This window comes from Sphingopyxis sp., from assembly GCF_965279755.1.
In the GTDB taxonomy this organism is placed as follows: domain Bacteria; phylum Pseudomonadota; class Alphaproteobacteria; order Sphingomonadales; family Sphingomonadaceae; genus Sphingopyxis.
Map to the genome: position 1 here is coordinate 2,227,502 of NZ_OZ257261.1, position 12,476 is coordinate 2,239,977.

The following is a 12,476-nucleotide window of genomic DNA, read 5'->3' on the forward strand; positions in this document are numbered from 1 at the left end:
TATCTGTCTAGCGGCCGGCGGCGAGGCGCTTCCTCAAGGCCGGAAAGACTTTCAGATAGGTTTCGCCCGTTGGTCCCATCGCCTTGAAAATTGTCTCGGCGCGATCCGCCGACGCTTTCGCCTCGGCAATCCGCCCCATCTTCAGCAAGGTGATCGCGCGCGCGCGATCGACGATGGCGTTTACCGGTCCCGGGGGCATGTCCTCGAGGGTCGCATCGACTTTCTGGAGCACGGCATTCGCCTGCGCCGTATCGCCCGTTTCGGCGAGCGCCTCGACGAGCGTACCCGCGATGATCAGCGTCGGCTGCGCTGCGGGGCTCAGCTTCTCGCTTGCCATCGGCCAGGATTCGGTCAGCAACAGGCTGGCTTCCTTATATTTGCCCAGCGACAGTTTGACGCGTCCGAGGTGGAACAGATCGACCGCTAGCCCTGCCGACCGGCCGAATACCGCGCGGCGGCGGGCGACGACTTGCTGCAGGATCGGTTCGGCCCGCGCGGGCTGATCCAGCTTGGCGAAGCGCACGCCCCTGAGCTGATCCATCGCGAGCGCCAATGTGCTGTCGCCCTGGCCGTTGGCGGCGGTAATCTTGTCCGCGCGGGCAAAGATTTCCGGCATCGCGTCGATCTGGTTCGCCTCGATCATATAGGCGAGCAGATTATTGTAGACGGTCATCCGGTCGCGATAATTGTCGGCATAGGCGATGTCGGCGTTGTCCAGCGTCCCCTTCAGCAGCGTGATCGCGTCCTCGATCCGGCCGGTCCGGCGAAGCAGCTGCGCCCGCGTCAGGTTGACATCGACAAGCTCACGGCGAAACCGCACCGGGTCGGTCCGGAAGACCGGCTCGGCGGCGTCGATGAACGGCGCCATCGCATCGGTCTTCCCCAAGGACGCTGCAGAGGCGGCCGCGCGGATCTTGAGCTGCGCTGTGGCGACCGGATCGGTCTTGCCGATGCCGCGCGCCAGCGCCTTGGTGATCAGCGCGTCGCCGCCGACCGGGTCTTCCAGATTGACGTAAAGGTCGAACAGCGTCGACACGAGGGTGGCCGATTCCGCGCTGGTATCGACCGAATTGACCAGCCGGTCTGCGGTCGAATCGAGCATCTGCTTGACCGTGATGCTGTCGCCGACATCCGACTCCGCGGTGTCGCGCAGCATGACCTGCAGCATTTGGTTGATCGATGCCGAGCGCTGCGCCGCGTCCTGCGCCAGATCGCGCTCGATCGCGGTCTGGTGCGATTGCCAGACTATACCGCCGATCCCGACGAGCAGCGCGGCAACGGCGGCGGTGCCGGCTGTTACTGCCAGCTTGTTGCGGCGGACAAAGCGCCCGAACCGGTACCGTGTCGTTCCCTCCCGCGCCTTGACCGGTTTCAGGGCCCGATGCCGCTCCACGTCGTCGGCCAGATCGGACACGCTGGCATAGCGCTGGTCGGGGTCGCGCCGCATCGCTTTCAGCACGATCGCGTCCAGATCGCCGCTGATCGCCTGCGGCCGGGCCGTGCCATCGTCGCGCGCGGCGACCTTGCTCGGTAGCGGCGGGTCTTCCTGCAGGATGCGGCGCACCATCATGGGAATCGAACTGCCCTCGCGCTGCCAGGGCGAACTGCCCGTCAGCAACTGAAACAGCACGGCACCCAGGGCATAGATGTCGGTCGAAACGGTGACCTGCTCGCCGCCGAGCTGCTCGGGCGCGGCATAGTCGGGTGTGAGCATCGCCTGGGTGGTGTCGGCGGCAGCGAAATCGCCGTCGATCAGCTTGGCGATACCGAAATCGAGCAATTTCACCGATCCCGTCTCGTCGACCATGATGTTCGACGGCTTCAGGTCGCGGTGCACGACGAGATGGGCATGCGCGTAAGCCACGGCCGCGCAAATGTCCGCGAACATCCGGAGGCGGGTGGCAAGATCGGTGCCGCGCTCGCGGACGAATGCGTCGATCGGCTGCCCGTCGACATAGTCCATGACCATATAGGGTCGCCCGCCGGCAGACACGCCGCCGTCGATCAGCCGGGCGATATTCGGGTGATTAAGGCTGGCGAGCAAACGGCGTTCGCGCGCGAAAAGCTGCGCGCGGTCCGAGGCGTCGATGCGCAGCAGTTTGATCGCCACCTTCTGCACGAAATCGTCGGTCGTGCGGTGCGCCAGATAGACTTCGCCCATACCGCCGCGGCCGAGATAGGCATCGATCGCGAAACCGCCGATCGCGGTCCCGGGCGCAAGCGAAGCAAAGTCGCCGGCGGTTCCGGAGTCGTCGGAGAGCGGCGGCAAGCTACCGTCGAGTACTCCGGCGGCGCGGTCGGCGACGAGCATCGCCTGAACCTTGGCGACAACATCGGCAGGAGCATCGGACTGGCCGAGCAGGCGATCCTGATCGGGGTGGGGCAGGTCAACCAATTGGTCGAACAGTTTTTGTACCGCCGACCAGCTTGCTGCTCTATCGTCCATAAAACCGTCCCCCTTGGACAAGGGGTTATCAGAAGCCGGAGGAATCGCAACGAATGGGCGTGTCGGCCTCGGCTGAACACCGGTCTGTCCACGCAAGCCCTATATGGGATGGTGCCGGCTAGAGGGTTCGAACCCCTGACCCCCTGATTACAAATCAGGTGCTCTACCAACTGAGCTAAGCCGGCGCTGGCGCTCCTTTGCGTCAAATGATGCCGAAGGTCCAGCCTTCCGTTCGGGCGAGGGCCTCGGAGAGCGGGGATGGGGACCAGAGTGCTGCTTCGCCGGCAATCGTGCGCAGCCAGGCAGCGGTCAGCAGCGCATCGCTTGCATGGTCGCTCACCGGTCCGCGCAGCCCTGTTCCGGGGGAGCCCAGCGCCACAAGCGCGGCGTCGAGCGCCGCGCCGTCGCGAATCTTGCTGCGGCCGGGAACGCCGCCCGCGGCGCGCGCGGCGAGGCTCGTATAGATTTCAACGAGCAGCGGGCCCTTCGCGGGCACCGGATCGATCGGCCACAGCGGGAGCGTCCCGTGCAGCCGGTGGAGCAGCCGCATCCCCGCAAGGCTGGCTTTGCCGACCTGCGCTGCGCCGACGAGATTGAAGTTGCTGACGCTCGCCGCCTGCTTCGTTTCGCGCTGGTGTCGTTCGACGACGCGCAGCCGTCCTGCGCCCGGCTCGAACAGGTCTCCGACCTCGCCGCGTCCATGGCGGAAATGCCGCCGCGCCTCGGGGTGCGCCAGAAAGCCGCCGACCTCATAATGGGGATCGACGGCTGTCGTTCGCTCTACCAGCGCCCACAGCGCGGGCAGCTCGGCGGGACTGTCCGCCCACTCCGGAAAATAGGCGCCCCGATCCTCGAACGCAAAAGCGGCAGAAAAATCGAAGCCGATCAGCATGTCGGCGCCTGCCGCGGCAACATCTTGCAGCCATGCGAGGATTTCGGCGCGCGACCAGATATGCCCTGGCCGTACCAGTGCGGGCGCGGCCGCGCCGCTTGCCACCGCCAGCGCAATTCCGCGCTGACGCGGCCCGCGGGCGCCGGACCAGTCGAGAGCGGCAAAATGGGTGAAACGGCGCATCGCTGCGCTCTAGCCGATGCAACTGACCTTGCACAAAGGCCCATTGCGTCCCACATGCCCCCCATGCTGATCGAAACCGAATCGACGCCCAATCCCGCGACGCTCAAATTCCTGCCCGGCCGGGCGGTGATGGAGACGGGAACCCGCGATTTCGCGAGCCCCGAAGAGGCCGAGGCCTCGCCGCTCGCGACTGCGCTCTTCACGCTTGGCGACGTCACCGGCGTTTTCTTCGGCCGCGACTTCGTCTCGGTGACGATCGCGCCGGGTGCCGAATGGGCCGATGCGAAGCCCGATGTGCTCGGCATCGTGATGGATCATTTTCTCGCCGAGATGCCGCTGTTCAATGCGGGCAGCGCGGCGGGCATTTCGGTGCCTGGCGAGGACGAAGGCTTTGCCGACGATCCCGCCGATGCCGACATCATCGACCAGATCAAGGAACTGATCGAGACGCGCGTCCGCCCTGCGGTCGCCAACGACGGCGGCGACATCGTCTATCGCGGTTTCGACAAGGGCAATGTGTATCTGAAGATGCAGGGTGCCTGCGCCGGCTGTCCCTCCTCGACGGCGACGCTGAAGAATGGCATCGAGTCGCTGCTCAAACATTATGTGCCCGAAGTGACGGCCGTCCACGCCGTCTGACCCATCCAAGGAGATCAAGCCGATGAGCGAGCCGCTTTCCGACAGCGCCCTCGACCAGCTCTTTCGCACGGCGCGCACGTATAACGGCTATCTCGACAAGCCGGTGTCCGAAGCGCAGCTCCACGCGATCTGGGATCTGGTCAAATATGGCCCGACCAGCGCCAACGCGCTGCCGGCGCGCATCGTCTGGTGCGTCTCGGACGAAGCGAAGCAGAAGCTCGCGGCCCTCTCGATGCCCGCGAATGGCGAAAAGATCCTGAGCGCGCCGGTGACCGCGATCATCGGCATGGACACCGAATTTTTCGAACATCTTCCTGAGCTGTTTCCGCATGCCGACGCGCGGAGCTGGTTCGTCGGCAATGATGCGCTCGCGCACGCGACGGCGTTCCGCAATTCCAGCCTGCAGGGTGGCTATTTCATCCTCGCAGCGCGCGCACTCGGGCTCGACACCGGCCCGATGTCGGGCTTCAACAACGACGCGGTCGATCAGGCTTTCTTTGCTGACCAGCCGACAGTGAAGAGCAACTTCATCACGACGCTCGGCTATGGCGACCCGGCCAGCATCTTCGAACGCAGCCCGCGTCCGGGCTTCGAGCGTTTCAACAGCATTGTCTGAAGGGCGAACGCTCGTCATCGATAGCGCCAGCGAGGCCTGTTCGGTCGCGCTGGTCGAGGACGGGCGCGTCGTCGATTTTCGTCACGACATCATCGGCCGCGGCCATGCCGAGCGGCTCGTCCCGCTGATCGCCGAGCTGGCCGGTGGCGGGCGTGCGGGGTCGATCGCGGTCGGCTGCGGCCCCGGCAGCTTTGCCGGCGTGCGGATCGGCGTCGCAGCGGCGCGCGGTCTGGCGCTCGGCTGGCAGGTTTCCGCTCGCGGCTTCTCGACACTGGCGCTAGTGGCGGCCGCCACGGCCGACGCGATCGCCGGAGCCGATGGCGCGCTGGTGGTGATGGAGGGCGGGCATGGCCAATGGTTCGTCCAGCCCTTTGCCGCCGACCTGTCTCCTCGTGCCGACCTCCGCTCGCTGCTGCCCGATGAGGCGGTCCTCCTCGACGACGCGCTGATCGTTGGCAATCGTGCCGAAGATTTCGTCGCGCGCCGCGGTCGGGGCCAGGCGATCGCCGCGCTTCCCGACGCACGGGCCTTTCCGCGCCTTCCGGCCGCAGCGGTCTTTCCCGACCCTAGCCCGATCTATGGGCGCGCGCCCGACGCCAAGCCGATGGTGGGCGCATGAGCGAAGCGATCCGGCTTGCCACGGCGCGTATTGCCGACGTCTCGGCCGTGATGCGGGTCATGGAGGCTGCGTTCGACCCCGCCTATGGCGAGGCGTGGAGCACGGCGCAGCTGCTGACATTGTTCGCGCTGCCGTCGGCGCGCGTCTGCCTTGCATGGGATGGCGAGGTGGCATGCGGTTTTTCGGCGGCACGTATCGCCGGTCCTGAAAGCGAGCTTTTGCTGCTTGCGGTCGATCCCGAGTGGCGCGGGCGCGGTGTCGGACGTTTGCTGATGGACGATTGGCAGGCATGGGCGGCGGGCGAGGGCGCCGATGAGTATTTCCTTGAAATGCGCGCCGACAATGACGCCATTCATCTTTACGAGCGCGCGGGCTTTTCGGAATGCGGGCGTCGTCCCCGCTATTACCGCGGGGCCGACGGGGTGATCCGCGACGCCATCACGATGCGCCGGAATTAGGTTTCAGGCCGCAATCGGTCGTTGCGCAATTACATCCAGAATGGCATGAATTGCTGCCGGGCAATACAGGTAGAATATAATCGCCCTTTCTTCCGGGATCTCGCAAAAAGGAAATTCCTCCCATGTCGGATCAAGCCGATACCAATGAAATGCTCGTTACGCTGACGGCCGATATTGTTGCCGCCCATGTCAGCAACAACAGCGTCGCCATTTCGGACCTCGCCCTGTTGATCAACAATGTGCACGCGGCGCTTGCGAATCTTGGCGAAAAGCCGGTGGTCGAGGAAAAGCCGGTTCCGGCCGTATCGATCCGCGCATCGGTGAAGCCCGACCACATCATCTGCCTCGAGGATGGCAAAAAGCTCAAGATGCTCCGCCGTCACCTGATGACGCATTATGGCATGACCCCCGACGACTATCGCGCCAAGTGGGGCCTGCCCGCCGACTATCCGATGGTCGCGCCCAACTATGCCGAACGGCGGCGTGCGCTGGCGAAGGAAATCGGTCTTGGCACCAAGGGGCGCGGTGGCGGCCGCAAGCGCCGCAAGGTCTGATCTGCCAGGTCATTGACCCGTTCGGGACAGCAAGGGGGCGGCGCCGGCGGGTGCCGCCCTTGTCCTATCAGCGACGCCACCCTATACAGTTCGCATAAGAACAGACACGACTGCGTACAGCAGGAAAGGCCCGCATGTCCGGAACCATCGACCTCGAAGCATTGTGCCACGAAAAGGGGCTGCGCATCACCGAGCAGCGCCGCATCATCGCGCGCGTCATCTCCGATTCCGAGGATCACCCCGACGTCGAAACGCTCTATGAGCGCGCGTCGAAGATCGACAGCGGCATCTCGATCGCAACCGTCTATCGCACCGTCCGCCTGTTCGAAGAGGCAGGGATTCTCGACCGTCACGATTTCGGCGACGGCCGCTCGCGCTACGAAGCCGCGCCCGAAGCGCACCACGACCATCTGATCGACGTCGAAACCGGCAAGGTGATCGAATTCGTCGATCCCGAGCTTGAGGCGTTGCAGCGGGTCATCGCCGAACGTCTGGGCTTCCGCCTCGTCGATCATCGCATGGAGCTTTATGGCGTCCGCCTCGATCGGAAAGACTGACGCCGTTGCCGCCCGCGCCGCGATCGCGGCGGGGTACCCGGCACCGATTTCGCTGAGGGGGAGGGCGCGCATCCTGTGCAGGGTGGTGCTGCTTCTCCTTTCGCTCCTGATCTTGGTGCCGCTGCATTATCTCTATCGCATCTTCCGGTACGGTTCGCCGTTTCCGAAGCTGTTCCTGTTCCTCGCGGCGTGGATCGTCGGCGCGCGGGTGACGAAGCATGGCACGCCGCTCCGCCGCGATGTGTTCTTCATCTCGAACCATGTGAGCTGGGTCGACATATTGTCGCTTGCGGGTGCCAGCGGGACGGCGTTCGTCGCCAAGGCCGAGCTCGGACAAGTGCCGGTGATCGGCTGGCTCTGCCGCCTCAACCGCACCGTCTTCGTCAGCCGCGAGGATCGCGGCGGGGTCGCCGACCAGATCAATCGCCTCCGCGAAGCGCTCGCCGACAATTGGTCGGTGACGGTCTTCCCCGAGGGGACGACCACCGACGGCCAGTCGCTGCTGCCGTTCAAGACGTCGATGATGCAGGTGCTCGAGCCGCCGCCGCCTGCGGTTCTGGTCCAGCCCGTGATGCTCGATTACGGTCCGATCGCCGAATGGATCGGCTGGATCGGCGTCGAGCAGGGTATCGACAATGCCAAGCGCATCCTCGCGCGCCCGGGGACGTTCAGGCTGCACATCCATTTCCTCGAACCCTTTCATCCGCGCGATTTCCCGGGACGCAAGGCGATCACCGCCGAGGCGCGACGCCGGATCGAGGATGCTTTGGTCGCGACGCTCGGCAAGCCGCTGCGTCCGTTCCCGCACAATGTCGCGCCGGTGCGCTACGAAGCGGAACAGCCTGCCGCATGACGGGCGGAATCCCCTTCATTTCCGCGGCTCCATCCTCTATCGGGGCTGCATGACCGCTACCCCTCCCGCCAAGACTTTCCACGTCAAATCCTTCGGCTGCCAGATGAACGTCTATGACGGCGAACGCATGGCCGAGATGCTGGGCGCCGAGGGCTATGTGCCCGCCACCGACGGGGCCGACGCCGATCTTGTCGTACTCAACACCTGCCACATCCGCGAAAAGGCGGCCGAGAAAGTCTATTCGGACATCGGCCGGCTGAAGCGCGCCGACGGCAGCACGCCGACGATCGCGGTCGCGGGTTGCGTCGCGCAGGCCGAGGGGGCCGAGATCGCGCGCCGCGCGCCGAGCGTGGACGTCGTCGTCGGTCCGCAGGCCTATCACCGTCTGCCCGACCTCATTGCGCGCGCCGAAAAGGGCGAGAAGGCAATCGACCTCGACATGCCGCTCGAAAGCAAATTCGGCGCGCTGCCGAAGCGCGCCGGTGGCCAGCGTCCGACGGCGTTCCTGACCGTGCAGGAAGGCTGCGACAAATTCTGCACCTATTGCGTCGTGCCTTACACCCGCGGCGCCGAGATCAGCCGGCCCTTCGTCGACCTGATCGCCGAGGCGCGCGCGCTGGTCGCAGGCGGGGTGCGCGAGATTACCTTGCTCGGCCAGAACGTCAACGCGTGGGACGGCGAGGACGAGCGGGGCCGGACGATCGGGCTCGACGGCCTGATCCGCGAACTCGCGCGTGAGGACGGCCTCGAACGCATCCGTTACACCACCAGTCATCCGAACGACATGACCGATGGGCTGATCGCGGCGCATGGCGAGATCGACAAGCTGATGCCTTTCCTACACCTGCCGGTGCAGGCGGGCAGCGACCGCATCCTCGCCGCGATGAACCGCAGCCATTCGGTCGAATCCTATCTCCGCGTCATCGAACGCGTCCGCGCCGTGCGTCCCGATATCGCTATTTCCGGCGATTTCATCGTCGGCTTCCCCGGTGAGACCGAGGAGGATTTTCAGGCGACGCTCGATATCGTCCGCGCGACCAATTACGCGATGGCGTACAGCTTCAAATATTCGCGCCGCGCCGGCACGCCGGCCGCGACGATGGACGACCAGGTCGACGAAGCGGTGATGAACGATCGCCTCCAGCGACTGCAGGCGCTGCTCAACGAACAGCAGCAGGCGTTCAACCAGGCGACCGTCGGCCGCACGACGCGCCTGCTCCTCGAACGCAAGGGCAAGCTCGACGGCCAGCTGATCGGCAAGTCGCCCTGGCTTCAGTCCGTCCACGTCATTGCGCCCGGCCTCGTTATCGGCGACATGGTGGATGTCGAGATTACGTCGGCAGGTCCGAACAGTCTGGGCGCGATTTTGCGCCAATTGCAGGAGGCTTGATGTCCAAACGCCCGCTCGCCGCATCCCCCGCCGAACCCGGCGACCGCGTCAGACTGACCGCGGAATTCGAGCGAACGCAACTATTGGGCATTCTCTTCGGTGAGTTCGACCGCAATCTTGTCGCGATCGAAAACCGCCTCGGCGTCTATATTTCGGCCCGCGGCAACCGCGTGCAGATCGAGGGCGAGGCCGAAGCCGCCGCCCGCGCCCGCGATGTCCTCACTGACCTTTATGATCGCATCGAAAAGGGGCAGGAGGTCGACGCCGGGCTGGTCGATGGTGTGATCGCGATGTCGGCGCAGCCGACGCTCGCCGGCATCATCCGCCATGACGCGAGCGAGGCGCCGGCGGTGATGATCCGCACGCGCAAGAAGACGATTGTCCCGCGCGCGCCGTCGCAGGTGCCCTATATGCAGGCGCTCGCGCGCGACGACGTGATTTTCGCGCTCGGCCCGGCGGGTACAGGCAAGACCTATCTCGCGGTCGCGCAGGCCGTTGCGCAGCTCATCACCGGCAGCGTCCAGCGTCTGATCCTGTCGCGCCCCGCGGTCGAAGCGGGCGAGAAGCTCGGCTTTCTGCCCGGCGACATGAAGGAAAAGGTCGATCCCTATCTACGTCCGCTTTACGACGCGCTCCACGACTGCCTGCCCGCCGAGCAGGTCGAGCGCCGCATCGCGTCGGGCGAAATCGAGATCGCGCCGCTCGCCTTCATGCGCGGCCGCACGCTCGCCGACGCCTTCATCATCCTTGATGAGGCGCAGAACACGACGATCCCGCAGATGAAGATGTTCCTGACTCGCTTTGGCATGAACAGTCGCATGGTCATCTGCGGCGACCCCAAACAGGTCGACTTGCCGGTGCCGACCAGTTCGGGCCTCGCCGACGCGGTCGCTCGGCTCGAAGGGCTGGAGGGTATCAACGTCAGCCGCTTCACCAGCGCCGACGTCGTGCGCCACCCGATCGTCGGGCGGATCGTCGAGGCGTATGAAGGGCCGGGCAGCTAACCCGTCTTGCGGCCGAACATGCGCCGCACGCCGAAACCGGTCGGCTGGCTAGGCGGCGGCGGTGCAGGCGGTTGCGGGTTGCGGCTGCGGACCTCGAAGCGGCCACCGATACCCTCGGCCATCGCGCGCTTTTCCTGCCATTCGTCGAGAAGTTCCTGGCGCTCGGGTTCGCCCGGCATCAGCTCGTCGGGCGCGGTGCGATCGTCGAAGGTCCGCTCGCGCGGGACATAGTGCGGCGATTGATAGCCATGTTCGCGATAGAGCAGCGGCTCGAGCTCATAGAGCGCCACGTCATCCGCCGTCGCGGCGATGTGGCGGACGCGGTACGACAGGCTGTGATCCTCGGGCCCGAACGTATCATTGTCGGGGATGATATAGCCGTTCTGTGTCGTCGCGACGCGCAGGAACGCCAGGATCGTTTCGAAATTCGCCATCCACGGCAGTTCGTGTGGCTCGACACGGATCTCGCGATCGATGAAATGCGCCGCGCCAAAGGTGCGGATTCCCGCGAGCGGCTTGCCGTCCGGAGATTCTCCGCCGCCATAGAGATAGGGATGGATGTGCAGCATCCCGGGCGCGCTGCCCGCAGCGAGCGCGTCGAACATCTCGCCGGGGAACAACTGGTCGCTCTGCGTCCAGTGAACGGCGCTTGCCGGCACCTCGTCCATCGCGAGACGTGACAGCAACGCGCAAACCTCCAACCGGCGGAGAAACTTCGGCAGCGTCATGCCGGGCTTCTGGTAGCCGATCTGCGACAGCATCCGGTCGATGTCGGGGGTCGAGGGGATGACGCCGTCGGCCACGCCGATCAGGATATGCGATTTATGCCGCATCAGCCGCTCGCCCATGTCGGGGCAATAGATGCGCGTGATCGCCGAACTCATCGCGGGCTGGAATACTTCTGCCTTCGCGGGGCCAGCGATATATTCCAGCGTGACCATCAATTCGCCGCCGCCATAGAGGCGATAGAAGACCCCCGGCTTGGCCTCGACCAGATTATAGCCGACCCCGGTGCGCGCGGTTTCGATGTTCACGAAACTGCGCATCACCGCTTCGAGATGGGTGACCGGATGGTCGAACAGCAGTGCTGACTGGATGTCGTTCGGAAAGGGCATGGGCAGGCTCGCGCAGATGATCCTGACGCGCGTATCGCATGCCGGGTTTGAACTTTGGTTAATCCCGGCAACCCGGCCGCAGCGCCTCAGCTGCCGACTTTCTGGAACCTCACTTCGTCGGAAGGCGCAATGTCGCGGGCGCCCTTTCGCACCGTCCCGTCGGGCCAGCGAACCTGATAGATGAAGCGGCCCGACAGCGGCTTGTTGGCGCCGGTCTGGATTTCGGTCCAGCGACACCCCATCCGGTCCCACGGATCCGTCTTTTTCCGCTGGCAAACCCGGAAAGCAAAGGCACTAACCAGCCAGACTTCGGCGTTCGGCGGGCTCGTGACAAAGCTCGTGCGCAAGACGCCGTCACTGCGCACCGCGCCGGTGCGTTGTCTCCGCGTTGGCGTCGCGATCGCTGCTGCCGTTGGCTGTGCGCCAGCGTCGCCGGCTTTATAGACGCCGGGACCGGAAATCGTCCGACTATTGCCCGCGTTCACCAACACCAGCCGGTCGCCGGGACGCAAGTGGATAGGGTCGCCTTTCGCGAGCTTCCTGCCCACGGGGTAGGTTTTTGCCGAGGGGCCCGTTGACTGGGCGATCACGGAATATGTGACAGCCGCAGCGGCATCATAGGCGATCACCCGGGGTGATTTCGGCGCCAATCGTGCGCGGTTCGTCTCGATCGCGGCGGCCATCCTACGCGCCGCTTCGGCCTCTCCATCTTTGGCCCCGCTGTCCGTCGCCTTGGCGAGGAGGGCCCGCTCATAGGCCTCAAGCGGTTCGGCATAAACTGCGGTCGAATAGCCGGCCTGCTTCAGTTCCTGTCGCAGCCGCGAAACCATGAGCGCGATATTCCCGTAGCGCAGTACGGCGGGATCATTCTCGTCGGAATTGATGCGGAGCGGCAGGGGATCGACCGGGTCGAAGCACTTCCCGCCCTCCGCGCAGGCGACCAGATAGGCTTGCGGGCTGCGCGGCGCCTCGGCGACCTGCGCTTCGGCGGCAAGGCGGACGTCATAATATCCGTCGGGATACCAGCTTCGTTTTTTCACTTCGGCCGCCAGCGCGTCCATCGCCCCGGCGTCCGGCAGCATATCATCCTGCGCCGCGGCGGACGGCGCCCCCGCGAGCAACGCGACCAGCGCGACGGCCGCGCGCATCC

13 protein-coding genes and 1 tRNA gene are annotated in these 12,476 nt (G+C 65.3%); 9 read left to right on the top strand and 5 right to left on the bottom strand.

All coding sequences use genetic code 11. The features are described 5' to 3' along the window. Positions 1–7 precede the first annotated feature (7 nt). The 3 genes from ACQY80_RS10965 to ACQY80_RS10975 form a co-directional block, all read right to left on the bottom strand. On the bottom strand, positions 8–2,446 hold the full coding sequence (locus ACQY80_RS10965) for a protein kinase domain-containing protein (protein WP_428679289.1): 2,439 nt from the start codon (positions 2,444–2,446) through the stop codon (positions 8–10). A gap of 109 nt (positions 2,447–2,555) precedes the next feature. Next, positions 2,556–2,631 (bottom strand) — tRNA-Thr (locus ACQY80_RS10970). Positions 2,632–2,648: 17 nt separating this feature from the next. Then, a complete protein-coding gene (locus ACQY80_RS10975; protein ID WP_428679291.1) occupies positions 2,649–3,521 on the bottom strand; it encodes a hypothetical protein in 873 nt (290 codons plus the stop codon). A 63-nt stretch (positions 3,522–3,584) separates the two neighbouring features. On the opposite strand from ACQY80_RS10975, the gene ACQY80_RS10980 reads away from it, so the two are divergent. From ACQY80_RS10980 to ACQY80_RS11020, 9 genes are all read left to right on the top strand, one after another. Further along, entirely contained in the window at positions 3,585–4,160 is a 576-nt protein-coding gene (locus tag ACQY80_RS10980; RefSeq protein WP_428685834.1) for a NifU family protein, read from the top strand. Positions 4,161–4,182: 22 nt separating this feature from the next. Further along, complete coding sequence (locus ACQY80_RS10985) at positions 4,183–4,776, top strand: malonic semialdehyde reductase (protein ID WP_428679294.1); 594 nt, start codon at positions 4,183–4,185, stop codon at positions 4,774–4,776. Further along, the gene (gene tsaB / locus ACQY80_RS10990; RefSeq protein WP_428679297.1) at positions 4,769–5,395 is read left to right on the top strand and encodes a tRNA (adenosine(37)-N6)-threonylcarbamoyltransferase complex dimerization subunit type 1 TsaB; all 627 of its coding nucleotides are present in this window, start codon (positions 4,769–4,771) and stop codon (positions 5,393–5,395) included. The genes ACQY80_RS10985 and tsaB overlap by 8 nt, the downstream gene beginning before the upstream one ends. Next, positions 5,392–5,853: a GNAT family N-acetyltransferase gene (locus ACQY80_RS10995; protein ID WP_428679300.1), complete on the top strand. Its 462-nt coding sequence runs from the start codon at positions 5,392–5,394 to the stop codon at positions 5,851–5,853. The genes tsaB and ACQY80_RS10995 overlap by 4 nt, the downstream gene beginning before the upstream one ends. A 122-nt stretch (positions 5,854–5,975) precedes the next feature. Continuing rightward, entirely contained in the window at positions 5,976–6,407 is a 432-nt protein-coding gene (locus tag ACQY80_RS11000) for a MucR family transcriptional regulator (RefSeq protein ID WP_428679302.1), read from the top strand. Between the two features lie 134 nt (positions 6,408–6,541). Beyond that, positions 6,542–6,964 (top strand): Fur family transcriptional regulator, encoded by a 423-nt coding sequence (locus ACQY80_RS11005; RefSeq protein WP_428679305.1) that lies wholly within the window; start codon positions 6,542–6,544, stop codon positions 6,962–6,964. Continuing rightward, complete coding sequence (locus ACQY80_RS11010) at positions 6,936–7,817, top strand: lysophospholipid acyltransferase family protein (protein ID WP_428679308.1); 882 nt, start codon at positions 6,936–6,938, stop codon at positions 7,815–7,817. Before ACQY80_RS11005 ends, ACQY80_RS11010 begins: the two co-directional genes overlap by 29 nt. 103 nt (positions 7,818–7,920) lie before the next feature. Further along, positions 7,921–9,207 carry a tRNA (N6-isopentenyl adenosine(37)-C2)-methylthiotransferase MiaB gene (miaB, locus tag ACQY80_RS11015; RefSeq protein ID WP_428685836.1) on the top strand — a complete coding sequence of 429 codons (1,287 nt, stop codon included), beginning with the start codon at positions 7,921–7,923 and terminating at the stop codon, positions 9,205–9,207. Continuing rightward, the gene (locus ACQY80_RS11020; RefSeq protein WP_428679310.1) at positions 9,207–10,211 is read left to right on the top strand and encodes a PhoH family protein; all 1,005 of its coding nucleotides are present in this window, start codon (positions 9,207–9,209) and stop codon (positions 10,209–10,211) included. Before miaB ends, ACQY80_RS11020 begins: the two co-directional genes overlap by 1 nt. Here ACQY80_RS11020 and ACQY80_RS11025 read toward each other — a convergent pair. Beyond that, complete coding sequence (locus ACQY80_RS11025; RefSeq protein ID WP_428679313.1) at positions 10,208–11,326, bottom strand: hypothetical protein; 1,119 nt, start codon at positions 11,324–11,326, stop codon at positions 10,208–10,210. The genes ACQY80_RS11020 and ACQY80_RS11025 overlap by 4 nt on opposite strands. Positions 11,327–11,412: 86 nt before the next feature. After that, positions 11,413–12,474, bottom strand: coding sequence for a hypothetical protein (locus ACQY80_RS11030; protein WP_428679315.1), 1,062 nt, complete (start codon positions 12,472–12,474; stop codon positions 11,413–11,415). Between the last annotated feature and the right edge of the window lie 2 nt (positions 12,475–12,476).